This window comes from Bdellovibrionales bacterium, assembly GCA_016716765.1.
Lineage (GTDB): Bacteria > Bdellovibrionota > Bdellovibrionia > Bdellovibrionales > UBA1609 > JADJVA01.
In genome coordinates, this window is sequence record JADJVA010000001.1 from 113,185 (window position 1) to 136,648 (window position 23,464).

Here is a 23,464-nt window from a genome sequence, read left to right on the forward strand (position 1 = left end):
GTCGAGAATCTGAACTCTGGATTCCTTTTGCTTTCCACAAGTTGAGATGCGAGAATCATAAGTAATGAGAAAAAAATTCCATCGCTCTGCTACCGATGTGATAGTCAATGAGTCTGAAGAACCCATCCGAGCCGAAATATTTAATACCTCTCGGCTCGAAAGTCATGCCGAGAGCTTGGCACGAGCACAGAATCTTACTGATCATCCACACAATGGGGTCGATTTGTATCGGCGAATCAAGGAAAATCGCCAAATCTTGGAGATGGCTTATCGCCACATCTTACGTGCGATCGATGAAAGGAGAGCCATCACGCCTGCTGCTGAATGGCTGGTTGATAATTTCCATTTGCTTCGCGCTCAACTTAAAGACATTCATGAGCACTTTCCACCCCGATATTATCGTGAGTTACCAAAAATTGCGGCGGGCGCACTCGCAGGCCATCCCCGCGTCTATGGAGTTGCTTGGGCTTTTGTGGCCCACACAGACAGTCATTTTGACCCCGAAGTCTTGCGAGTCTTTATTTCAGCCTATCAGCGAGTACAGCCTCTTACAATTGGTGAATTGTGGGCTGTTCCGATCTCTCTGCGGCTGGTATTGATTGAGAACTTTAGGCGCTTAGCCGTTCGAATTATCGAATCGCAAAATGGAAGACAAGAGGCTGACCTTATTGCAGACTCTCTCTTGGGAGTTGGAGAAACCCAGAAAATCAGTTCTGAACAAGCCATCGATCTTCTCACTTCGCGGCCTATTGCGCGTAGCTTTGCCGTCCAGCTTCTGCATAGACTGCGTCTTCAAGAAGCCCATGTGGGACATTTCTTGCGGTTTATCGAACAGAGATTGGCCGCTCAAAACCAAAGCCTTGAGGATTGGGTGACCATTGAACACAATAGCCAATCCGCAGCAAATGCCACTGCGCGAAACATTGTCACGAGCACCCGGCAAATTTCGTCCATGGATTGGCCTGAATTCTTTGAGCAAGTCAGTCTGGTCGATAACATATTGTGTGAAGGTTCTGAATTTCCTTCTTTAGATTTCGTCACGCGTGACCGCTATCGCCATCGAATTGAAGTGCTCGCTCAGGGCTCAACTTCTTCTGAGATTGAGATTGCACGAGCCATTGTTTCAGACCCAGGCTCCCATTTGATTGGACCAGGAAGACATGAATTTGAAAAATCAATCGGATTTCGGCCCAGCATTTCAGAAAGATTTTCGAGTGTCTACAGCAAGTACGGGACTCTGCTTTATCTAGGATCCATTTTCATTTTAACGATGCTCCTTTCTTACCTCACTGCAGATTACGCCTTCGCTGAATTCCGCAATGAATTCCAAACTCTTGTGATTGCGTTTCTTTCGATGGTTCTGTCTTCTGAAATCGCAATCGCTTTGGTCAATCGAGGAACAGTGGCCCTGGTTGGACCGAAATATTTGCCACGAATGAATTTTGAAAATGGCCTTCCAGAAAACTGCAGAACTATGATTGTTGTACCCACTGTGTTTACGGATAAAGAGGAAATCAGGGGACAACTGGAACAGATTGAGGTTCATTATCTTTCGAACCGAGACAAGAATATTTATCTCGCTTTATTGACAGACGGAAGAGATGCCCAATCTGAGGTGACGGAAGATGATGAGCAGATTCTTGCCACAGCTCATCGAGAGATCAGGGCATTGAATGAACGTTACCCCGTTAAAACCGGACAGCATCCTCGATTTTCCATTTACCATCGAAGAAGAATGTGGAATCCGCAGGAAGGCTGCTGGATGGGATGGGAGCGGAAACGCGGAAAAATTTATGAGTTCAATCGGCTTCTCCGAGGCGCAAAGGATACGACCTATGGGGCTTTTTTTGGAGCCGAACTTCTGGTCCCGGACGAGGTTCGCTACGTGATCACGCTCGATGCGGATACGAAGATCCCTCGAGGTTGCGCGCGCAAGCTCGTAGGGGTGATGGCTCACCCTCTCAATCATCCTCATTTCGACAAAGCAAAAGGGCGCGTCGTCGCTGGATATGGAATTCTCCAGCCCCGCATCACTCCTTTGCTGGCAGACTCTCACGAGAGTTCAATTTTTAGGGAACTCTCTTCCTCGGCCTCAGGAATCGACCCCTACACTTCTGCTGTTTCAGATGTCTACCAGGATCTTTTTCAAGAGGGATCTTACAGTGGTAAGGGTATTTACGATTTAGCTGCCTTTGAACAAGCAACACGAGATAAAATTCCTGAAAACTCTGTCTTGAGTCACGACCTGCTGGAAGGCAACTTTGCTCGCTGCGGATTTCTCAGTGACATTGAATTTTTTGAGGATTTCCCTTCGCACACGAACGTTGCTGCCTTGCGTACGCACCGCTGGATACGCGGAGATTGGCAACTTTTACCCTGGATATTCGGATTTCCGAGCCACAGGATCTCCCTCATTGGACGATGGAAAATGATCGACAATCTTCGCCGATCCCTTGTCGCACCAGCTAATTTTTTATTTTTTGTTCTAGCAACAAGCTTTGCGGGGTGGAGAGGTTGGCCTCTGTTCTTGCTTTTTGCAACGAGTCTTTTGACCCCCACTCTGATCAGCCTATGGACAGATTCTTTCTCTCGGCAGCGAGATCAGTCCCTTTTGCTTCATTTTCTTACCGTGTACAAAAAATTTGAAATCAATTTGAGGCGAACCTTCTTGTTTTTTACTTTGCTGCCGTACCATGCTTGGATTTCTGTTGATGCCATCGGTCGGACTTTTTATCGCCTGGTCGTGAGTGGCAAAAAGCGCCTCGAGTGGACAACTGCGGCTCAAGCAAAAGCTTCTGCCAATCTTGACCTGCGAAGTTTCGTGTTGAGTATGCGTGGGGCCATTCTTCTCAGCTTCTCAGGCTTTATTTTTTTATTTTCAATTGGAAATCCAGTTTCACTTGCAACCCCAACACTGCTTTTGTGGCTCACCTCTCCGTGGTGGGCTCGCTTTTTTAGTATCAAAAATAGAAATCACGTGAATAATTTCATCAAGCCGGATGATGCTGCCTATCTTCGCTCCACGGCCCGACGAATCTGGTTATTTTTTACCACGTTTGTCACAGCTGAATCGAATGACCTGCCACCCGACAACTTCCAGGAGGACCCACATCCCATCGTTTTTCATCGAAGTTCGCCGACAAACTTTGGCCTTTATTTGCTGTCGATTCTTGCGGCGAAGGATTTTGGCTGGATCGGAACTCTCGAGACCATCGACCGCTTGGAGTCAACACTCAAAAGTCTCCTTCTGCTGCCCCGACACAAAGGGCATTTCTACAATTGGTATGACATCAAAAATCTCAAGGCCCTCGAGCCGCGCTACATCTCCTCAGTGGACAATGGCAATCTGACGGGTCATCTTTTTGCTATTGCCCAGGGATGCGTTGAGATTTTGAGGTCGCCTCCTCAACCTCCTGTCATCAACTCGGGCATACTTGGCACAGCCTTGATTTTGGAAAACGCATTGAACCGCCTTGGAACCAATCGGACACAGTCGGACGAAAATTTCCGACATGTCAAGGAGGCCTTTGTGGTTCTGCGTTCACTTCTTCAGACAGAAACTGAACAGATTAAGAATTGGTCTCAGCACTGGACGAATTTACAATCACAATCCGTAGCCTTCACCCAGCAATGCATGACAATCTTTCCCATGACTAAACCCACTGGATCCTACGAGATCTTGAACTGGTGTCAGGCCCTTCAAAACGATATAGAAAGCTCAGCCAGGGATTACTTGTCATTGTCACAATGGAGGGATTTTGCGAACGAAGGACAATTGAATACTAAGCTGTCAATGGATCACACTTGGTGGAGCAGTTTTCGCCAAAGACTCAATCGACGCGTTCCTCTCGAGGAAACTGCAACTCACTGCTCTCAGATTTTAGATGAGCTGATGGCTTTCAGAGCAAGCGAAGTCCACCCTCAACAGGGCCATTCAGATCTTTTTGAGGCATTGATTAAATGTCTGAAGAAAACATCTGAAAATTCTAGACTTCTTGTCCAAAGAACAAAGGAGATCCATGCCATTTCTCGACAGCTGATTCAGGAAATGGATTTTAGACTGCTCTACGATTCTAAGCGCAAACTCTTTTCAATCGGACTACGAGTCGCCGAAGATCAGCTCGACCAAAGTTATTACGATTTATTGGCATCGGAGGCCCGGCTGACAAGCTTTATCGCGATCGCCAAGGGGGATGTCCCCGCTTCTCATTGGTTTCATTTGGGTCGAAATCTTGTTCGGGCGGGGCCAGACCCAGCCTTGATTTCTTGGTCAGGATCGATGTTTGAATATCTTATGCCCTGTCTTGTGATGCAGTCGCCCCATGGCAGTCTTCTCGACGACTCCTGTCGCCGCGCCGTAGACAGACAAATTCAATACGGACTTGAGAAAAATCTGCCTTGGGGGATCTCTGAGTCGGCTTACAACAAGCGTGATCTTCACTTCACTTACCAGTATTCCAGTTTTGGAGTCCCGGATTTGGGCCTTAAGCGCGGTTTAGAAGCAGATTTGGTGATCGCACCCTATGCTTCAATTTTGGCGACTCTCTACAGACCGTCGCAAGCGGTCAAAAATTTGCGTCAGCTGCAAGCCCAGGGCGCTCTCGGACTTTTTGGCTTTTTTGAGGCCGTCGATTTTACTCTCAGCCGTCTCCAAGAAGGACGAAATAAAGCCATTGTTAAAGCATACATGGCCCATCATCAAGGCATGTCTCTCGTCGCGCTGGCAAATATTTTTTCGGACTCTTCCATGCAGAAGCGATTTCATCTGGATCCCTCTATTCAGGCGACGAGCCTACTTTTGCAAGAGAGCATACCGCTGAATATCGGAACCTTGAGTGCACCCGACTCGAAGAATCGGGTGGAGGTGATCCGTGAATCGGCGGAACACACGACTCGCCGATGTGTTGCCGTCAATCGACCTGTACCAGCCACTCATATTTTATCTAATGGTCAGTACACAGTGATGGTAACCGCAGCTGGAGCCGGATTTAGTCGAATGCATGATCTGGCCGTCACGCGCTGGCGAGAGGATACGACTCGCGATAATTATGGATTTTTTCTTTATATAAAGGACTGTCAAAGAAAAAAAGTTTGGTCAGCAGGCTACCAGCCGATCTGCTCTGAATCCGCTCGCTATCAGGCCTCATTTTCGGAAGATCGGGTTAAAATTGTAAGAGAAGATTACCAGATAGAAAGTAGGCTTGATATTTTTGTTTCTCCCGAGGAAAATGCTGAAATTCGTCAATTGACGCTCATAAATAGGGGGTCATCAACTCGTGAGCTTGAGGTCACTTCCTATTTTGAGTCCGTGTTAAATGCACATCAATCTGATCTCGCTCACCCTGCCTTTTCAAATCTTTTTGTTGAAACTGAGTTTAATCCTAAGATATCGGCATTAATTGCAAGCCGACGCCCGCGATCATTCAAGGATAAACGGCTCTGGATGATGCACGCCCTACACACGGATTTTCATTCAGTAGGGCCTCTCCAGTATGAGACCGATCGTTCCCGTTTTTTGGGTCGCGGACGAAATCTCAGAAGGCCAGCTGCTCTTTTTGAATCAGAGAACCTTTCAGACACGGTAGGATCTGTGCTCGATCCGGTGATGAGTCTGCGCAGACGAATTCGCCTTGAGCCGGGGGATACTTGCCATTTGGTTTTTTCTCTCGGAGTCACAGAGACCCGTGAGGCCATTGATATCATGGCGGAAAAATTCAGTGATGCCTCTGTTTTCAATCGAATCAACGAATTGGCCTGGCAGCAGGCTCAGATCAAACTCTTTCATCTTGGAGTGGAACCAGACGAAGCCCATCTTTTTCAACAGTTGGCCGCTCGCCTCATCTACTCTGACCCTTCTCTGCGACCTCCTTCTGAGTTACTCAAGAAGAACATCAAGAATTTAGGGGCACTTTGGGCCTTGGGAATCTCAGGCGATCTTCCCATTGTGATTGTCCGAATTGATGACATAGAGAATCGCAGTCTCGTTCGCCATTTGCTCAAAGCTCAAATATATTTATCCACAAAAGGATTTCACTCCGATCTTGTCATACTTAATGAAGCTGCGAGCTCCTATTCGCAGGATCTGCAGCTCTCTCTGGAACGAATGGCTCAGACGGCTTTTATCCCTTCTGATATTTTAGCGAGTAAACATGGCAAGGTATTTGTTTTGCGCCGAGATTTAATCTCAGAAGCCGATTGTATTTTGCTGACAAGCGAAGCTCGCGCTATTTTCTCAACACATGGAGGAAGCCTATCAGATCAAGTGAAGCGCACAAAGACGCAATCCTTTCGAAAACTCGAGTCCGTTGTCTCAGTTCCGGAAGAGTCTGAAACTGGGCCCGCGATACCGCAACTTGAGTTTTTCAACGGACTCGGAGGTTTTTCGACCGAAAGCCATGAGTATTCCATTGTCCTCAAAAACACTGAAACGACTCCGGCCCCTTGGATCAACGTGATTGCCAATTCCGAATTTGGGTTTCAGGTTTCTGAAAGCGGCAGCGGATACACCTGGTCATCAAATAGTCGCGAGAATCAACTGACCCCTTGGTCGAACGATCCTGTCGGCGATCCTTCCGGTGAGGCATTCTTTATTCGTGATCGTGACTCAGGTGCCGTTTGGAGTCCTACAATATCTCCGATTCGCCTTTCTCACGCCACCTACACAGCTCATCATGGTCAAGGCTACAGTCGCTTTGAAACTCAAGCTTACGGAATCTTTTCAGAGCTCAAGCAATTTGTTCTGGTTGATCAGCCCGTTAAGGTGTCCCGCCTCAGACTCGAGAATCGATCAAGCAAAATGCGACGGCTCACTCTGTCTAGTTATGTCGAATGGGTATTGGGGTTTTCACGCTCGACCATGGCACCCACGATGATCACTGAGTTCGACGATTCTTCACAGGCCATCTTTGCACTCAACCCAAGAAATCCTGAACATGGAGGGAAGGTGGCGTTCAATGCAGTTCTTCAAAAACACACCTCTTTCACCTGCGACAGAACTGAATTTATCGGGAGAAATTCAGATTTATCTCAGCCCGCAGGCATTTTATGCGACCGTCCACTTCTCAATGTTTCCGGCTGTGGATTGGATCCCTGTGCAGCCCTACAGACCGAAGTTCAAATTCCGTCCGGCAAAGCTGTGGAGGTCATTTTTGTCCTCGGACAAGCCGAGAATCGAGTCTCTGCACGCAATTTGATGAAGGTTTTGCGAGAAGACATCGATCTTCATCATGAATTTGAACGCGTAAAAACTCAGTGGAACAATCTCCTTGAAACGGTTCAGGTTGAAACTCCAGACCGAAGTTTTGATTTGCTCCTCAATCGATGGCTTCTCTATCAAACCATTGTTTGCCGAATTTGGGCGCGGGCCGCATTCTACCAGGCCGGAGGTGCCTTCGGGTTCAGAGACCAGCTGCAAGACGTCATGGCCGTTATGCTTACTGCTCCATCAATGGCTCGTGAACAAATACTGCGAGCGGCTAGTCGCCAGTTTATCGAGGGAGATGTGCAGCATTGGTGGCACCCTCCGCTGGGTCGAGGAGTGAGGACTCGTTTTTCAGATGATCTCCTTTGGCTATCCTATGTTGTTTCACGTTATCTTGATCTCACTCAGGACCATTCTATTTTAGATGAAATGATCTCCTTTCTTGAGGGACCATCACTTCTCCCTGAGCAAGAGGACAATTACTTTCTTCCAGATGTTTCTTCCCAGAAAGCATCTCTTTATGAGCATTGCGCGCGCGCACTCGATCAGAGCCTCAAGCTTGGTCGGCACGGACTCCCGCTCATGGGTGGCGGAGACTGGAATGATGGAATGAACCATGTTGGCATCAAAGGTCAAGGCGAAAGCGTCTGGCTCGCTTGGTTTCTGATTGATAATTTAAAGAGTTTTGAAAAACTCGCTGCAAAAAGGGGCGATGGGGATCGAGCCACAAAGTGGAAAGAACATGCGACTCACCTCGCAGAATCGACTGAAAAAAATGCTTGGGATGGATTTTGGTATCGACGAGCTTACTTTGATGACGGAACACCACTGGGTTCAGCTGAAAGCTCCGAGTGTCAAATCGATTCACTCTCGCAGACTTGGGCTGTTATGTCAGGTGCCGGCCAGACTGATCGCGCGCGGACAGCCATGAATTCTGTGTATGAGAAACTTGTCAAATCCAATGAAGAATTGATTTTGTTGTTCACTCCACCCTTTGATCAAACGAATTTGGATCCAGGCTACGTCAAGGGATACCTGCCCGGGGTGCGCGAGAATGGCGGTCAATACACTCATGCAGCCAGCTGGGTAGTTATTGCGACCGCCCTTCTTGGTGATCGGGAACGAGCGTGGAAACTCTTTTCTTTTTTGAATCCGATTCGGCGGTCCATTGATTTGCCAAGCGTGAATCGTTATAAAATAGAACCTTATGTTTTGCCGGGGGATGTTTATTCGGAGGAGCCTAACGCCGGACGTGGAGGCTGGAGCTGGTACACCGGAGCAGCTGGCTGGCTGTACCGAGCTGGGATCGAAAACATCCTGGGCTTTCAGGTCATTGGCAGTGAGATACTTCTTAAACCCTGTGTGCCACCCGAATGGAAAAAATTTAAAATTCGATACAAGTACAAGAGCAGCACCTACTTTTTTCACGTTGAGATCGATGGGCCCCAGACGATCATCGAGGCACAGAAGATCCAACTCATTGACGATGGAAAAGAGCACGAGGTTTATGTGAGGTTTTCCTCGTAACCATCTGATCTAGTTTGAATCGACACCAATCGCTTTCACATCCGCCTCCTGATTCATCCCCTTGATGAAGTGCCACCAAAAGATAGTATCCATAATTTTTTGTGTTTCACGATTTTTGGACCACAATGCGATATTCGTTCGAAGTTGATCTTCCTCCAGTCGTTTCGGAAAAACAGAGAGTAACCTCTCCCCTAGTTTCGCAGTGACCAGATCACGAAACCGATAACTCAACACCCTGCTTTGGCTGTGAATTCGATCTTCCGCTCTACGATAGCCAGAAGCAAAAACCACTCCAATTCCCGTCGCTACTGGTGGCAAACCGAAGGCGAACCGTAAATCACCCTGATCGAAAAAGATCCAACTGGCACCAATTACAGCCAAAACTGGGGTTGCCACCGCCAAACCTAAAACCAAATCAGTACCCCATTGCGGAAGTCCCAATTCCTGAATTGATTTGCTTGCCCGATCAAACTTTCCCAAAAGAAAATGCTTCGATCTTAGATTTGCCACGAACTCATGATATACCACCCAATTTATCTCACTCGTTACTTTATCTTTAAAGACTGCATACATTTGTTTCCCATCGGAGTCCCCCTCCTCAACGGAAAATGTCCGACGTATTTCAACAATACTGGTCCATATCGCATCAGCGTAAGATGAAGCGATTTCATCCAAGACTCCATTTTCCAGAATGCTCTTCTCACCTATCGATACAATCAATTTTTGAGCACAGGAAGATTTCAAATTTGAGGCGCCAACAGCCGTGGCCTGAGAGTTGTGACAAATCAGTACGACAAAAGAGACCATGAGAAAAAAGTTGAGCCGCACCGCAACCTCCGAATATGTTTATAATTACAATGTTTACATGTTTCGATCTAAAATGAAATTTTGAATTTTAACCAGGCTCGAACTAACAAAACACCGAAAGCTTGTCCAGTTCATTTTTGGGACATCAAAAAAATGACCGCTTTTCCAGGTGTTAATTTCACAATTTGAAACGAATTCAGACAAGTGCTGAATGTACGAGCTTGTGTTGTTCCGAAAAAATTGCTGACTGAGTCAACTCAGCTGGCTGGGACTCCTGAGACCTGTAATAAATAATTTCAAGTGCCTGCATTTTAATTGCATCAACTACGTCCGCTGGTTTCTGCCGACAATAGAGAAGAGTCTTCCAAGATGAGAAATGGGAGTGATTGTGAAAATCGCTTGACGCAATTTGTGGCAATTTTTCTGACTCGACTTCGAAAAAGTAGCGTTGGAAACTTGAAACTTCCCAGGCATCGAAGACTTCCCTGAAAGTTTCACGGTGATTCCATAGATGGAGCGACTGGAATTCAATTTTTCCTGTATGCAAGGGGTGTGCGGCAATAAGCGCCGTTGTTGTTGATTTAAACTCCTTTAAAATATCTAAGGTTGTCTCGTTGGCATTGGGGCAGGAATCGGGATTCAGAATAATGAAGTGAGAGGACCTGTCACCACAAAAGGAATTTTTTGTCACTTCAACTCCGGGAATAACCAACATGCCGTATTTTCTCATCGCACGGAAGGCTTCACGATGTATTTCTTCCATGTACTGACCAAAATTCTCCTCCGAAATCGATCGTTTGAGCTTGTGAGACACATAACCTATCAGATTATTTGATTCACAAAGATGATCGGTGATCGCGATGACGTCAAATTTTGCTCGACCATAAAGATCAACAATTTCTCGGATAGAGAGTTTTCCATCGCTATAAGTAGAGTGGATATGAAGATCAGAAAGCATTGCCATTATTTGCTTCACTCCATTGCTTTGTATTTTGGGTTGCTATCATGGCCTCGTCGACAAGCGCAGGGGCTCCAAATTCAATCGTCACATCAATTGAGGCGAGTCCGACCAATTGAAAAAGGTGGGCAAGGAACACATCGCGATCAATATATGCGATGGGCTCAAGTGGCTGATAGGTCAATCGAAATGGGATAATTTGGCAAGGACAGGATTTCGCAATTTCAAAGGCACCCTTATTCCACCTAGGACTCTCCCCTAGGGAAGTGGTTCCCGAGGGGAATATACAGAGTTTGCTCTTTTTGCGTCTGAGCTGATTCGTTACACTCGTTTTGGCCTGGTCACGTGAACGGCTGGAATTGCGATCTACAAAAATAGTGTCCATCGCCTTCGCACCACGCCCAATCAGGGGCCATCGGGAAATTTCTGATTTGCTTAGAAATGAAAGTTCAGGAATGGCCTTCACAAGAACTGGGATATCTAAATAACTTAAGTGATTGCCGACCAATATCCAGGGCCCTTCAGAAGGAGGCATAGTCCCTTTGATTTTCAAATTCACGTTCAGATGGCGGAGAATGTGGCGCGCCCAAGCTCTCTTGAGGCTAAAATGGGGAGCCTCTCGTCGCTGGGAAAAAGTCAGATAACTGTGTGTAATCACAAATACCTGGCTCGCGCGTTTAGCCTTGGTCCAATTCTTCAGAATCGTCTTTGTCATTTGTGAATGATAACCGATTTTATATCTTTTAATTTTTAGGAGTTGATTAGCTCATTTTAACCAAACCCTGACATTTACAGAAAATCCGGATGTTAGAATAAGGACAAATGGAGGTAGATATGTCCGAATTGCTAATGCGAGTGAGCGAAGCCCTGAAATGGAATTCTCGACGGCTGAATTCATTTGTTGCCAAAGTACCCTTGTTTCACGAATTGGACAAATTTGAAATCAGGGTCGCAGAGAGAAGCGATGAACTTCGAGAATCATTTCGACTTCGACATGATATTTTTTACGGAGAATTGGCGGGAATTCGTCGCTTGGGAGGTCTCGACATTGATCGCTTCGATATGCTCTGCGATCATCTGATTATCGTTCACAAGCCGACTCAAAAGGTTGTTGGAACATATAGACTGAACTGTTCTCTCTTTTCGAATAGTTTCTATTCGAGCAAAGAATTTGAAATGGATGAACTCCTTCGCTTTCCTGGTCCCCATCTAGAACTGGGCCGCGCCTGTATTCATAGCGATTTTCGTACTGGATCTGTTATTTCATTACTCTGGCGCGGCGTTGCAGACTATATGGAAACAACTGGAGCTCAACTTCTTTTTGGCTGTTCAAGTATTAAAATTTCTTCACTTGAAGATGCGGCTCTTGTCTACAAATATCTGGCGTTCGATAGGAAAGCCCTCGTCGATAGCCCCATTTTTCCAACAGCCAAATTCCGGATGAAAGGTCTAGATGAACTCATTCGCATAGACCCGTCAAATATACAGGAAAATGACAGAAGAAAGGCTCGGGCTCTCCTGCCTCCGCTTCTCAAGGGATATTTAAGGATGGGTGCGAAAATTGCCGGACCTCCAGCCTGGGATGAAGAGTTTCAATGCATTGATTTCCTAACCGTCGTCACTCGCTCAGAAATAGGAGACGACAAAATAGCTCGCTTTAAGTCTTCTGTCCCAACTGAAAAACAAATGATTTGATTTGGCTTATCACCCAATCCGGCTCATCTAAGACGAGATCATGACCCGCAGTCGGATGCACCTCAAGATGGGATGAGAAGGCCCGAGCCAGATCGATGGAGCAACGAGAAGAAACGAGGTTATCCTGTGAAGAAGCAAAAATAACCGTTGGGACCTTTACAGGCTTCTTCAATTGAATTCTAGATGCCAACACAATTTGTCGCAAAAAATTCTCTCTTTTGAGTGGCCACCGCAAATCAAAATCAGCAAAGAATTGTGCAAAATGCTGCTGTTTATCGGAGCTCATCGCGCTTGTCAGGCGGAGAATCATCTTCTCTCGACTGAGCGGATCTTTGGCAAGAATCGCAGCAGCGATTCCGAAAAGCGATTGAGGTCTCAAACGCTGCCAAGGTTTGGAATATTGCTTGAGACTCGGGTTTATGGCTATGAGAGAAAGAAAAGACTCGGGGCTTGCTTCTGCCCATTTGAGTCCAACCATTGCTCCCAAAGACAATCCCAAAAAATGAAATGGAGTCGTTCCTGTCGCCCTATGAACTTCTTCTCTCAGGATATCAATGGTCTCACTTACATTCATTGGAGTTGAAAGATGACATTTTGTTCCGTTCCCAGGCAGATCAAGGAGAAGGATTTTCGAACTCGGAAATTGCTGCTGAAGCTTCTCTCCAAAAGCGCCCCAGTGTCCTGAGTGCCGCATAAGACCTCTGAGAAGCACCCATGGTTCAGAGATGCCCATACCACCGCCTCCCCCTACTCTGGTGATGATTCTCGTTTTTTTTGATCTGGATTTCTTTCCAAAATTTTTCTGAATAGAGGCTTCTCAATAGAAAATCGATCAGTCCATAATGCCGACGCAAAGTGCGAGCTCGGCGATGGCCTTTGACGGGATTGAAAAAACCCAGCTTTGAGAACAACTGGAGAGGATTCTTCTTAATCCAATTCCAGGAACCCATTTCAAGAGATAATGGGAGAAAGATATTTGAGCTTTGCTTTTGATGTTCTAAAAACATGTAATCCCATAGATCCCCATGAGTCGTATAGTCATGAGATTGCGGTTGAATCCGATAGATGTGGTGGGGAAAGTTTTCTTCATAAATATCTACAAGTGCAGAAACTTCCGTCATCAGAGGGAATGGTCGCTTCGAATAAGCAAAGGGAAACCAAAGGCGATCCACAATTCCAAAACCCGAGTGAATATCAAGTGAAACTAACACGGGCGAACGTGCCGCCTCATGGAGAACGCGTTCACATAGTATTTTAGCTTCACTTTCTAATTCGTTTGCAAATCCTCGATACCAAGGAAGGCTCCTGCTCAATCGATGCCCACCAATGAGCCAAGGAGTTCGCTCTTCTGCTTCTATTGGTGCATTCCTCATGAGATCTACATGGTTCACATTGGATCTTCGAAAATGAACAAAACCGTAGGGATTCACAAAAGGCACTATAACCAATCGAACTTTCTCAAAAATTTGATTCAGACTGGCATCCCACTTTATTCTTCGTGAAAGCGTGTCTATGAGCGACAATGAAAGTTCCACGCCTATTCTTTCTAATCCGTGAACTCCACTGGACAAAAGAAGTGTTGGAGCTGGCTTTTCCCGAGAGGGGCCAAATTTCACGATAGGAAGAGGATATCTCGCCCCCTGCCAGGAAAACCAAAATTGCTCGTCCAGAATTCCAAGCTTGTCAAATTGCTCTGTCGCTGCCGTGAGGCGTCCGAGTTCCTGTTTGAAAATTGACATAACACCTTTCAATGTTCTCTATTGTCGCATTCTATCAAATTTTTTCCTGCATTTCACACGCTTAATGGGCGAATTGAGACCTTCCGAAGAAAAAAAGTCAATTTGCCAAGGCTAGAATAAAAAATGTCAAAAATACCGAAAGATTCTCCAATAAAAGCAATTTAGGAGTTCAACTTAAGAACGTTTATGAAGCATCCGATAAGCCTCATGTGCGGGCATTCTTAGCTGACTCATTCATCTGAGCCGACTCATAGCGGGACGTTTTCGGAGGCTCACGTGATACAGATCTCTATCTTTAAGATTCCTTTCTCACTCCTCGCAGCTGTGAGTTTGACTTCTTGCCTCAATGTGGACAACGATATTTCTGGAAACATGGGTTTCTCTCCGATACACATGGATGTTCCATCAAACACAGATCTCAATGCGGAACTCAAAATTGTGATCTCTGGCGGTTCTCCCCCATATCAAATTGACATTCTAGAGGGACGTGGGTCGTTCGATGTCAATTCCAACAGCTTTTTTCCTCAAACGGCAGGAAAAATTCGACTTCAAGTTACCGATTCTAACAATAAGAAGTCGGAAATGATTTTTAAGGTGAGCCTTGGCAAGATCATTGCCAAACAGGCAACTAGTTACTCCTTTGATTTTCAATCGGGACTGATTTTCTTTGCCTCTAACTTAGAAGATGAAGTACGCGTTGATCTCTACTCTCATGACATGGAATCGCTCGTCACCCGCCGTTTGAGCTGCCCCGGGGGAGCCCGACTTGGATCCGTGTCAGATTTTAAGCTCTCGCCCGGCGGGAACAAACTCGTGTATCGAGCAGACCCCGAATTGAGCGGATTAAGGCAACTCTATTCGATTGACATCAACGGGAGCAATTTAGTCAAATTGAATCACACCGAACATTACGTTTACAACTCTATGATTTACGGCCAAGGAGTCCAGAGCGACTACCAAATCACCAATGCTGGTCGGGTCATCTACCGTGATGGAAACCACAACCGTTTCGCCGACAATGAAATGAGAGTGCAGGGTGTAAACTTGGATGGAAGCCTTTGGGGATATGTCAGTGCTGAGTTGACCGGCGGAGCGGACCGATCATCTGAGGGGTTCAATCTTAGTCCTGATGGTTTATGGGCCGTTGCCAGTCTCATGTGGTGGGAAAATTGGTACAAACAAGCCTTTGCCTTTAAGACAGATGGAAGTACGACGTCGATGTCAAATCGCCTGCATATGGTGCCTCCGAATGCAATGGCGAGATATGACGATATGGCTGGTGGTGGCGTTTCATTTAGCCCTGACTCCAATTGGGTTTTTACACCGGTTGTGTATGACTCAACAATTCCAACCGACATGTATCGTCTCTATTCAACTCATTTGAGCGTGGACCCGGCCAACCCCATTTTGCTCGGAAAAAATTATCACTTTGGAGCCATTTCAGGTGATTCGACTAAAATTGTGGTTCGAAAGGCACAAAAAGTCGGCTTTCTTTACTCGCAGGTTGATTTGTTACTTCTTTCTCCTGACGGCAGCTGGTCTTATCCCCTCCTTGAGCCAGTGACTAATTACTCCTTCACTCCAGATTCCAGTCATCTCATCTTTATAAGGCCCTCTTCGAAAAGACTATACGCAATCTCTGTTGATGGCACAGGAGAGATTCCCTTAAGCGGAGTCCATGCTGGTCCTGACGGAACGATTGCTTCTTTTTACTCGAGCGCCGATAGCTCGCAAGTCCTCTACTGGTCATCAGAAGAAAATGGCACAGATTTCTATCTCTACAAAGCAAGGGTCGACGGATCCCTTCGAGAAAAGATGTCAGAAACTGAGTCTTCAAAAGTGCCAATTAAGTTTCTTATCAACGACCAGAGAACGTATTGCTTCTTTGCAGTTGATGTCAACGGTGACGGAAAAGCCAATGAATTTCATATTTTGAATTTATCGACTGGTAAAGTTCAAAGATTGAGTGGCGTTCTCGCACCAAATACCTACATTGATAATTTTTATGTGCATCCTTCTCAAAAGAAAATATATTTCTCTACCAAGGGTGAGTCCGGCGGATATGATCTCTACTTGGCAACGCTCGACTACTAAACTATATATGATTTAATTTGGTCTTACCTTCAATTCGAACAGAGTAAAGTTCCAAAAAAGCATAGTTCCCCACCACTTAAACTCAAAGACCCCTCAGTTTCTTAAATACCCTCATCTGTTTTTGATAGGAAAGCTTGCAAGAGAGGATAATACAAGTCCTCTTCAAGAGGAATTTGCAACTCCTCTTTTATGACCTCTTCAGAGAATTGGATTTCGGCGTTCTCAATGACAGCAAGAGGTCTCGCTTCAGCGCCTTCGCCCATCATCATAACAGCAGCGGCCGCAAGACCATCCGCATAATTCATCTGAGTCATACGCAGCTCACGACCAAATAGGTCATGTGTACCAACAAGATTTCGGACCGCACGAAAGCCCGCATAACTCAAACATATTCCGGTTACACCTCTTCTGAGCGGAGTCGTGTGAGAATCGGTCACCACAAGACCAAGGTTCTCTATATTCCAAGCCTTCCGAAGATCCTTCCAAAGTTCCTGAGCACTTTCGAACGGATCCTCCGGATAAAGGATCAAGTCGGCGTGTTCAGAATTTGATTCGTCAATTCCGGCTGAAGGAATAAGAAGACCGTTCTTGATTGTAAGAAAGCAGCCGTGACCGATCTCCCCAAGGTAAAGGTCCGCCTCCTTTTCTACAATTTCTCGTTTTGAAGTGTTGGCATGGGATTTAAGTCGGCCCTCTGCAAGGCTCATTATCTTTGATGTAACGGCCAACAAAATCCCCTCTTGAACGAGTTGGTTGGGAATCGACTGGACAATAAAGTCACAGAGATTTTCTCGTTGATGAAATATTCGAGTTTGAATGGGGTGGATCGACAGCGGCTTCAATTCAAACCTCCCGAAAAGTGCGAAACGTGCGTTGATGAAGATCAGGTCTGTGTACGCGCAAAATATCAACACCTCTCTCTGCAAGTTTGAGTGAAACACCTAAAGTCTCAGGATCACGATTCCCGACCTCCCGATGGCCCCATTGATTGAAAAAAGATTTTCGGGAATGTCCGACCAGAATTCGAACGGGAAGAAAAAAAAATCTTTGGATTTGCTGTAAGATAAGCACCGAAGTTGCTCCAGTTTTTCCAAAACCAATGCCCGGGTCGAAAATAACCCTGTCAAGATTGACGCCAGAACGATCCAGTTGGTTTATTTTTCTTTGGGCCCACTCAATGATGTTCTGCACGGGATCATCTACCTGCAAGTTTACATCTGGATTGGCAGGAACTGTCAAACTGTGCATCAATACATACTGACACTTTGTCCCTTTGAGAACTTCGAGCATGCCCTCATTTGCCAATCCACTGACGTCATTAATGATTTCCACGCCAAGGGACGCGGCCCTGGCAGCTGTTTGCGGATGGTAGGTGTCTACGCTGATCCATGGGCGAAATATTCGATTTCGAAATCTATCAAAAATTAATTCTAGCTTCGCTGCGAGCCGACCCCACTCTTCTTCCGGAGTGAGAGGATGGGCCCCTGGCCTGGTTGACTCGGCTCCCAAATCAAGGATCTGCGTATTGTCCTGATCAAAGGCCTCCAAGATATCTTCCAGTTTTGCAGCACAAGAGAGCTCGTTACCGTCAGAAAAAGAATCAGGCGTGAAATTTAAAATGCCCATCCAAAGAGGAAGAGGATTATTTAGAGAGCGGCTGCGCTCCAATACGGTCTCCTGATGTCCCGGAATTTTCAATGAGGGAGCAAGGTGCTTGAGCGGCGCCAGCACAAATTGCCGGTTAAAAATCTCTGGATGAGGCACCTGAAGAGTTTCGCTACTAAAAGTCTGGTCTCCAAAAGTGAGAAGATCGAGATCCAGTGATCTTGGTGCCCACCGAGGGGCCGGCTCTCTCCCGAGGTCAACTTCAATTTTTTTAAGACATCGCACAAGCTCATTGGGACTACCGCCCCAGCCTATTTCAACAACGGCGTTCAGAAAGGATTTGCGCCAATGTTCAGGGGCCCCCTCTGGCACCAGCGCCGGAGTCTCAACAAGAGGTGATCGCTGTAGCAATTGAACCGCACTTTCGTTGGAAAGAGCCCTAGCGGCCTTTTCCAGATTGGATCTTCGATCGCCCAGGTTCGAACCGAAGCCAACAAAACATCTCATATCGCAAAATCCCCACACCGAAAGATGACTCCCCCGCGAAGATTCTCGACTGGCGGATGCATTTTGTGAACAGAAATTCCTAGATCAGCGGTGGAACCGACTATCTCTCGAACAAGACCATAAATTTCATAGCCCATCCTCTCGACCAAAGAAAACTCCCGAGACTCGCAATGTCTCTTGATGGACTCGGATATTGTCGCATAACAGATCGTGTCGTCGAGTGAGTCCGTCAGCGCCCCTTTTGGACACTTAAGAAATCGAATCTCAACTGACACCCGAACCTCTTGAGCTTTGGATCGCTCTGCCTTCGAGCACCCCAGTCGCACAGCAAGAGTCAGCTCTTCAAGCTTAAGGGAACTACATGGAAAGCTGATTTGGGACATAATTCGCTCTTTCGTCTTGCACTGAGGTTAGAAAGTCCCAGAGCGACTGAGCCGCATCTGTAGCAGCTCTCTGAGCCAACTGCTTTTTTTCAGATGGCAGTTTTTCAAGCATTTCCAAAATTACAGAGCGATGCTCAATATCGGCCTTTCGATGAACCTCAAAAAACGCGAGCGTCCTCTCGTCATCTATACCATACCGCAACCGTAACCCCTCCAACTTCGACTCTGCAATCTCAGGAACCTGCGATTCATATGCGTAAAGCGCGCCTAGTCCCTCCTCAAAAGAAGATCGAGAAAATCGAAAGAAATGAGATATCACATTCTGAATTGCACGACCAGGCTCCGCTCCGAGAATTTCATCTCGATGTGTACCCAGGCCTTCAGCAAATTGCAGCCAAAGTTCTGGATGCGAAGTCCCGTAAGAAGCTCCCTCTTCTTCATTTAGATTTTCCAAAATTTTCTTTCGTTGACTCTGGTTTTCGCAGTGAGAATGTATAGCGCCCAAATATCGTGGAAAACAGTCAACGTGAAAGTAGTACTGGGTGGCATACCTGCGGAGCACGTCTTTTGACAAAGTGCCAGCCGCCCAAGCTTGATAAAAAGGATGCTTTAAGAGATGAAGATGCGCAAAAGAAGCTGAAAATAAATCAGTCATAGTTCCTCCTAGATGAGAGGGATTCTAACAAATTCACTTGATAAGATAATCTCAATATACTAATTCAATCGTTTAGTGAAACTTAATAATATTGATTTCAATAAAATTTCGATTTTTTGCCAGGTGATAGAATCAGGAAACTACCAGCGCGCCTCCGAGACCCTGCACGTCACACCTTCCGCATTAAGTCAGACCATAACGGGCCTAGAACGCTCACTTGGAATTTCTCTGTTTGATCGACGAGGAAAAAAACTGATTCCCACAAATGAGGGCTTAAAGATTTATCAGGAGTTTGGACGGTCGCAGGCCGCACTCCTTCAAACCTTGAGACAGATCAAGGGCCGGGAAATTGAGGTTTCTGGCATGCTCCGAATCGGCGCCTACCTTGAATTTGCAAAATCAAAACTGACCGTTTTAATTAAGGAGTTTATTCAGGAATTTCCAGAGGCCAATATAAAAATGGTCTTTGATTCTCCTTCGTGTCTCAATCAGCTCTTAAATCGTGGTCGTCTCGATCTCAGCCTCTCAATTTTCCCTTCTATTGAAAAGAAGACCATTCGCTCCCAGGCACTTTGCCAGGAAGAGTTGGTGCTCGTCTCCTCGGCTAACATGTTTCCCGAAAACCCCACTTTCGAACAAATCCTGAAAACTTCGATTGTTGATTACTATTTCAATCATCAGCCCATCCGTCGCTGGCTCGCAATTCACTTCAACAGACGTCCTAAAAAAATTCCCGTTCGTGTCTTTGCTTCAACAGCCGAAATGGTTGTCTCCCTTGTTCGGGAGGGAGCTGGAATTGGCATTGTCCCAAAATACCTTGTGGCTTCACCTGAAACTCGAAAGGGGCTTAAAATTATTCGACCCAGCTCAAACAAAATGACCGATTATATCTGGCTACTGGAGAGGGTCGGGTCTGAAAAATCAGCAGTCCACGCTGCCTTTAAAGCTAAACTGATGGATCAGTTTACCCCCCCGGTTTAAACGAGATAGGTCCACTGATCAATCTTGTTCGAGAGCCTTTTTGGCCTTGGCATGAAGGGAATCCAAAGCATCACCAAGCTTCTTTCTTAAAGTCTTCAAATTGGCGCTTGCATCCTGTTTCAAGGAATCCACCTCAGCACGTATTCCGGTGCGTTTTTCTTCGAGTTCCTTGATGGTTTCTTCGAGAGCTTTATCGCCTTTCGCCTTCACTTTTGTTCGCAACTCTTCAATTTCTTTTTCAACATCATTAAGTTTGACCGACATCTCATTTTTTAGAGCTTTGATGTCTTGCTTCGCGCCCTTAACCGTTTCAAGTTCAGCATACGCAAACCTCAGCGAAAACATCAACAACAGTACGAACACCAAAAACTTCATATCTCACCTCAAATAAAGTTGTCACAATGAACGAATAGGCGACACACTATCACCTATTTGGTTGTGATGTAAAATCTAGTTTAAGTGCCTTGAATATCGGTTAAATTGCTTTCGCTTGTAAAAATGAGCAATATTTACCCAAACTGACCCGCATGATTGTTGTTCCAAAATCCAAGGGTCCATGGCTGAAGTAGATTTCAGGAATTCAGGATCTTCAAACATGCGTCCGGCAGCAGCGCTCCCCTTGTGAGCACTGCACCAAGCCGAACTCGATCCTGAACTCCTGAAATCTACTTCAGCCAACTCCCTGTGTCTCTTGGACACAACTGAATCACCGAAGGCTTGCGGGCCAGCGGCTGTATTAAGGTAAAACACTTTCGAACGACCTGACCTAGGATCCAAACTTCAGATCCTTTCTCAGAAAGTCGGATGGACGCCGACAGATCATTGATTATTGCATGAGTCGAATGCCGGCCAAGGGGAGCTTCAAAAAATTGGTTTTGATCCTTTATTTTCTCTTAGTCAAACCTACGCCATATTCAGAACTAACATCAATCGCCTGATCCGTAAAACCTGGCGTACAACGAAAGACTTCAGAAGCCTTAAGGGTCACATACCATGATCCCCATCCGAATTTGGAATCCTTGGTTGGCCCGCAAGCCTCCGGTGATTCAGTTGTGTCCAAGAGACACAGGGAGTTGGCTGAAGTAGATTTCAGGAGTTCAGGATCGAGTTCGGCTTGGTGCAGTGCTCACAAGGGGAGCGCTGCTGCCGGACGCATGTTTGAAGATCCTGAATTCCTGAAATCTACTTCAGTCATGGACCCTTGGATTTTGGAACAACAATCATGCGGGCCATTTTATAAAAATTACACCGGCCACCTGAAGCTTGTCTTTTATCAAACCCAACTTGAAGCTTATCTATCGGACTCAATGGAGATTCCAAAAACGTATTTTCGGGGGATTATATGAGATATCTGAAAAGTGTATTTTTAGTTGCCATCTTTGCTGCATTTGGGGCTCTCGCAATGCCACCACCAGAAATTCGACTCACTCCTGGTGTTTTCAAAATGGTTCCCATCAATGCAGTGGGAAAACCCAATCCTCATTGTTCTGTTTATCGAGAGCTTGTTCTCGATGAAGCTGAGATGACTCGGTCGTTTGCCTTGATGAGCAACCGACTGCAAGGCTTTTGTGAGATATATGTCCTTCCGGACGAGACTTACTACAATCTCCAATACAAATCTACCAGCTGCGGATCACATAACTATGAGGGCAAGCGAATAACAGCAGAGGGAGTTGAAAAGATCACCGTAACAGATCACAGAACTAGGATGTGCCAAGACCTTCGAGTTGGACTCATCGAACTCAGTCTCGAAAAACCTGACGGCGAAACGATCAAGTTGATCAATGAACTTTAGAGTTTGAAATTTTTTATTTTTACTCCTCCTGAATAGAACATGATCATTCAGGAGGACGCCACCGATCGACCTGCAATTGCGAAAAGGCCAATAGGACAAGCCACCTTGATGCATCATGTCTTTCTGGCATGACTCACGTGACTTCCTCAGACACCAATCCCACTCGCTTTGTCAGATCTGTAAATTCCGTTCTTCTTCCTGCAAGCCAAAAAGCTTGTCCGTCTATCGAATATTTCTGCTCTGAGAGCTCCTCATCAATTTTACAAAAGGCTCACTCTCTTTCATGGTCCCTATCTCCGCACAATTCCAAGGAAATAAATTTCTTCAGACTTTTCAAGCCATTGGATTTCCTCAGCACCCTTCTTAGCTTGGCGCAACTATTGCTGAGAGACGCTTACGACATTATTTTTGAAATTCCAAAATGGAGGTTCTTCCAGATGCAAACCCGATTTCATATGACTTCTTTGTTGACCTGCTTGTCACTCGCAACTGTCCTAGCAAGTTTGCCAAATGCGTCATCTGCAGCAGAAAATAGTGAAAAAGTGAAAGTGCGAGTCTGCGGCGGAGGCAAAAGCGGCACCTATATAAAGGTTGGTAAGTACCTAAAACATATGCTCGAAGCTTCGGGTGGCAATAAAACTTTTGATGTCGAAATTTATTCGACCTCGGGATCAAAGGAAAACATTGAAGCCATCAACAATAACAAGTGTGATGTTGCCGTTATCCAGCACGATGCAACAGCCTGGTTTAGAGCAAATTCTGCGGACAACCCTATTGACTTGAGAATTGCTTCCAGGGCCTACGACGAACATGCACATCTCCTTTGCCATCGTGATCTCGGTGTCAAATCCTTCGCGGACTTAGAAGGTCTTTCCCAAAAAGGCCAAGGAACCGTTTATGTTGGTTCGCTTCAGAGCGGCGGAGCCATGACTCTTGAAAATCTAAAGGCCTTCTACCCATCTGCGTATGGAAAGATCGACGCCACCCCCGTTGAGCCAACTTTGGATTCTGCTGGAAATATCAAGTTTGATACAACTCAAAATTCAATTCGAGCCGCTCTTGACAACAAGGCCTGTGCCTTCTTTGTAACCAGGGCTCCCTACAAGTACCTGGCTGATCTTCCTTCTGAGGTAGCTACAAAACTGAATCTCGCAGATATCGATGATTGGAAATTCAATGACTTGAAAGACGGCGGAGAAAGGGTTTATGACTTTGTGCCTTATGACGAGATTTCTCCAGCCGATGGTGACAAAATTTACGAGAGTCTCCGAAACCTCTCATGGTCACGGACTACAAAGACAACTTTAAAGTTGTCGGCTGATCTAGTTGTCAATAGCGAATGGGAAAAGGACATGATTGCTCGTCTCAAAGAGGGCCAGCGTCCTGGAGCCGCTCAACGTTGGCAAAGCACCCTAGAGAAAATTGGTACAAAACAGGGCAACTTCAGCCAGCTAGATTCTCAGTTCAAAGACATCCCTGTAACAGTGCTTCCAGAACAGAATTAAACAAAAGGGGCG

Annotated in this window: 18 protein-coding genes; 7 read left to right on the forward strand and 11 right to left on the reverse strand. The window is 46.0% G+C overall.

Translation table 11 applies throughout. The features are described from left to right. Positions 1–64 precede the first annotated feature (64 nt). Positions 65–8,728, forward strand: coding sequence for a phosphorylase (locus IPL83_00520; protein MBK9037646.1), 8,664 nt, complete (start codon positions 65–67; stop codon positions 8,726–8,728). Positions 8,729–8,737: 9 nt separating this feature from the next. Here IPL83_00520 and IPL83_00525 read toward each other — a convergent pair whose 3' ends face one another. The 3 genes from IPL83_00525 to IPL83_00535 all read right to left on the reverse strand — a co-directional run bounded on the left by IPL83_00525 (position 8,738) and on the right by IPL83_00535 (position 11,208). Continuing rightward, complete coding sequence (locus IPL83_00525; protein ID MBK9037647.1) at positions 8,738–9,556, reverse strand: hypothetical protein; 819 nt, start codon at positions 9,554–9,556, stop codon at positions 8,738–8,740. A gap of 175 nt (positions 9,557–9,731) precedes the next feature. After that, positions 9,732–10,499, reverse strand: coding sequence for a PHP domain-containing protein (locus tag IPL83_00530; GenBank protein MBK9037648.1), 768 nt, complete (start codon positions 10,497–10,499; stop codon positions 9,732–9,734). Then, on the reverse strand, positions 10,483–11,208 hold the full coding sequence (locus IPL83_00535) for a 1-acyl-sn-glycerol-3-phosphate acyltransferase (protein ID MBK9037649.1): 726 nt from the start codon (positions 11,206–11,208) through the stop codon (positions 10,483–10,485). The genes IPL83_00530 and IPL83_00535 overlap by 17 nt, the downstream gene beginning before the upstream one ends. 119 nt (positions 11,209–11,327) lie before the next feature. On the opposite strand from IPL83_00535, the gene IPL83_00540 reads away from it, so the two are divergent. Next, entirely contained in the window at positions 11,328–12,188 is an 861-nt protein-coding gene (locus IPL83_00540) for a GNAT family N-acetyltransferase (GenBank protein MBK9037650.1), read from the forward strand. Here the strand turns inward: IPL83_00540 and IPL83_00545 are convergent. Together IPL83_00545 and IPL83_00550 are read right to left on the reverse strand one after the other, a co-directional pair. Next, a complete protein-coding gene (locus IPL83_00545; protein MBK9037651.1) occupies positions 12,151–12,921 on the reverse strand; it encodes an alpha/beta hydrolase in 771 nt (256 codons plus the stop codon). The genes IPL83_00540 and IPL83_00545 overlap by 38 nt on opposite strands. Beyond that, entirely contained in the window at positions 12,908–13,927 is a 1,020-nt protein-coding gene (locus tag IPL83_00550; GenBank protein ID MBK9037652.1) for a DUF2817 domain-containing protein, read from the reverse strand. The genes IPL83_00545 and IPL83_00550 overlap by 14 nt, the downstream gene beginning before the upstream one ends. A gap of 276 nt (positions 13,928–14,203) precedes the next feature. Between IPL83_00550 and IPL83_00555 the strand changes: the two genes are divergently transcribed. Continuing rightward, positions 14,204–16,021, forward strand: coding sequence for a hypothetical protein (locus IPL83_00555; protein ID MBK9037653.1), 1,818 nt, complete (start codon positions 14,204–14,206; stop codon positions 16,019–16,021). 101 nt (positions 16,022–16,122) lie between these two features. Here IPL83_00555 and IPL83_00560 read toward each other — a convergent pair whose 3' ends face one another. From IPL83_00560 to IPL83_00575, 4 genes are read right to left on the reverse strand one after another with little or no spacing between them, the layout of a single operon-like run. Further along, complete coding sequence (locus IPL83_00560) at positions 16,123–16,863, reverse strand: coenzyme F420-0:L-glutamate ligase (GenBank protein MBK9037654.1); 741 nt, start codon at positions 16,861–16,863, stop codon at positions 16,123–16,125. A gap of 1 nt (position 16,864) precedes the next feature. Beyond that, the gene (folP, locus tag IPL83_00565; protein MBK9037655.1) at positions 16,865–18,133 is read right to left on the reverse strand and encodes a dihydropteroate synthase; all 1,269 of its coding nucleotides are present in this window, start codon (positions 18,131–18,133) and stop codon (positions 16,865–16,867) included. Beyond that, the gene (locus tag IPL83_00570; GenBank protein MBK9037656.1) at positions 18,130–18,516 is read right to left on the reverse strand and encodes a dihydroneopterin aldolase; all 387 of its coding nucleotides are present in this window, start codon (positions 18,514–18,516) and stop codon (positions 18,130–18,132) included. Before IPL83_00570 ends, folP begins: the two co-directional genes overlap by 4 nt. Further along, positions 18,491–19,171 (reverse strand): CADD family putative folate metabolism protein, encoded by a 681-nt coding sequence (locus IPL83_00575; protein MBK9037657.1) that lies wholly within the window; start codon positions 19,169–19,171, stop codon positions 18,491–18,493. The genes IPL83_00570 and IPL83_00575 overlap by 26 nt, the downstream gene beginning before the upstream one ends. A 123-nt stretch (positions 19,172–19,294) precedes the next feature. On the opposite strand from IPL83_00575, the gene IPL83_00580 reads away from it, so the two are divergent. Next, positions 19,295–20,152 (forward strand): LysR family transcriptional regulator, encoded by an 858-nt coding sequence (locus tag IPL83_00580; GenBank protein MBK9037658.1) that lies wholly within the window; start codon positions 19,295–19,297, stop codon positions 20,150–20,152. 18 nt (positions 20,153–20,170) lie between these two features. Here IPL83_00580 and IPL83_00585 read toward each other — a convergent pair whose 3' ends face one another. Next, entirely contained in the window at positions 20,171–20,527 is a 357-nt protein-coding gene (locus IPL83_00585; protein ID MBK9037659.1) for a hypothetical protein, read from the reverse strand. A 75-nt stretch (positions 20,528–20,602) separates the two neighbouring features. Beyond that, a complete protein-coding gene (locus IPL83_00590) occupies positions 20,603–20,929 on the reverse strand; it encodes a hypothetical protein (protein ID MBK9037660.1) in 327 nt (108 codons plus the stop codon). A 275-nt stretch (positions 20,930–21,204) separates the two neighbouring features. On the opposite strand from IPL83_00590, the gene IPL83_00595 reads away from it, so the two are divergent. The 3 genes from IPL83_00595 (at position 21,205) to IPL83_00605 (ending at position 23,452) form a co-directional block, all read left to right on the forward strand. Beyond that, a complete protein-coding gene (locus tag IPL83_00595; protein MBK9037661.1) occupies positions 21,205–21,498 on the forward strand; it encodes a hypothetical protein in 294 nt (97 codons plus the stop codon). Then, the gene (locus IPL83_00600; protein ID MBK9037662.1) at positions 21,495–21,947 is read left to right on the forward strand and encodes a hypothetical protein; all 453 of its coding nucleotides are present in this window, start codon (positions 21,495–21,497) and stop codon (positions 21,945–21,947) included. The genes IPL83_00595 and IPL83_00600 overlap by 4 nt, the downstream gene beginning before the upstream one ends. Before the next feature lie 437 nt (positions 21,948–22,384). Continuing rightward, positions 22,385–23,452, forward strand: a complete 1,068-nt coding sequence (locus tag IPL83_00605; protein ID MBK9037663.1) for a hypothetical protein — start codon at positions 22,385–22,387, stop codon at positions 23,450–23,452. The last annotated feature ends 12 nt before the right edge of the window (positions 23,453–23,464 follow it).